The 424-nt window shown below is 35.1% G+C and carries 1 protein-coding gene; it reads right to left on the reverse strand.

The window, feature by feature from the left end:
- The coding region (locus ACWIUJ_RS09110; protein ID WP_454170423.1) for a hypothetical protein at positions 1–182 on the reverse strand (182 nt) is incomplete at its 3' end.
- Positions 183–424: the final 242 nt, after the last annotated feature.

Below are 424 nucleotides of genomic sequence, written 5' to 3' on the forward strand. Positions count from 1 at the left end.
AACTCTTCTTCGCTAAGCACAGCGACATTTAAATCTTTCGCATCTGCATTCGCACCAAAAAGCATTTCCATATCTTGCTTTTGCAAACTTGTTGCAGGTTTTTGTGAGATTGTTTCACCTGCATTAAGGGAGCACATTCCTAACATCGCTACTAAGAGCACTGAAAATACTGACTTGTTCATAATGAACTTCTTGTATTAAAATTTTGTGCCTGCCTTGTATGACAAAGCACGAGAGAAATTATAAACAGAAAGGTAAATAAAAAGTAAATGAAATCCATTACTAATTTTGTAAAAAATAGTATTTAATACAGATTCCCTAAAACCCTATCCCAAACTCTACCATTCCTACATAGTTTTGCGTAGCTGGCATTGATAGATTCACTCCATTAGAATCAAGAGGCTTTGAGGTAGAGAGATTATGA

It is taken from the genome of Helicobacter sp. 23-1046, from assembly GCF_053654635.1.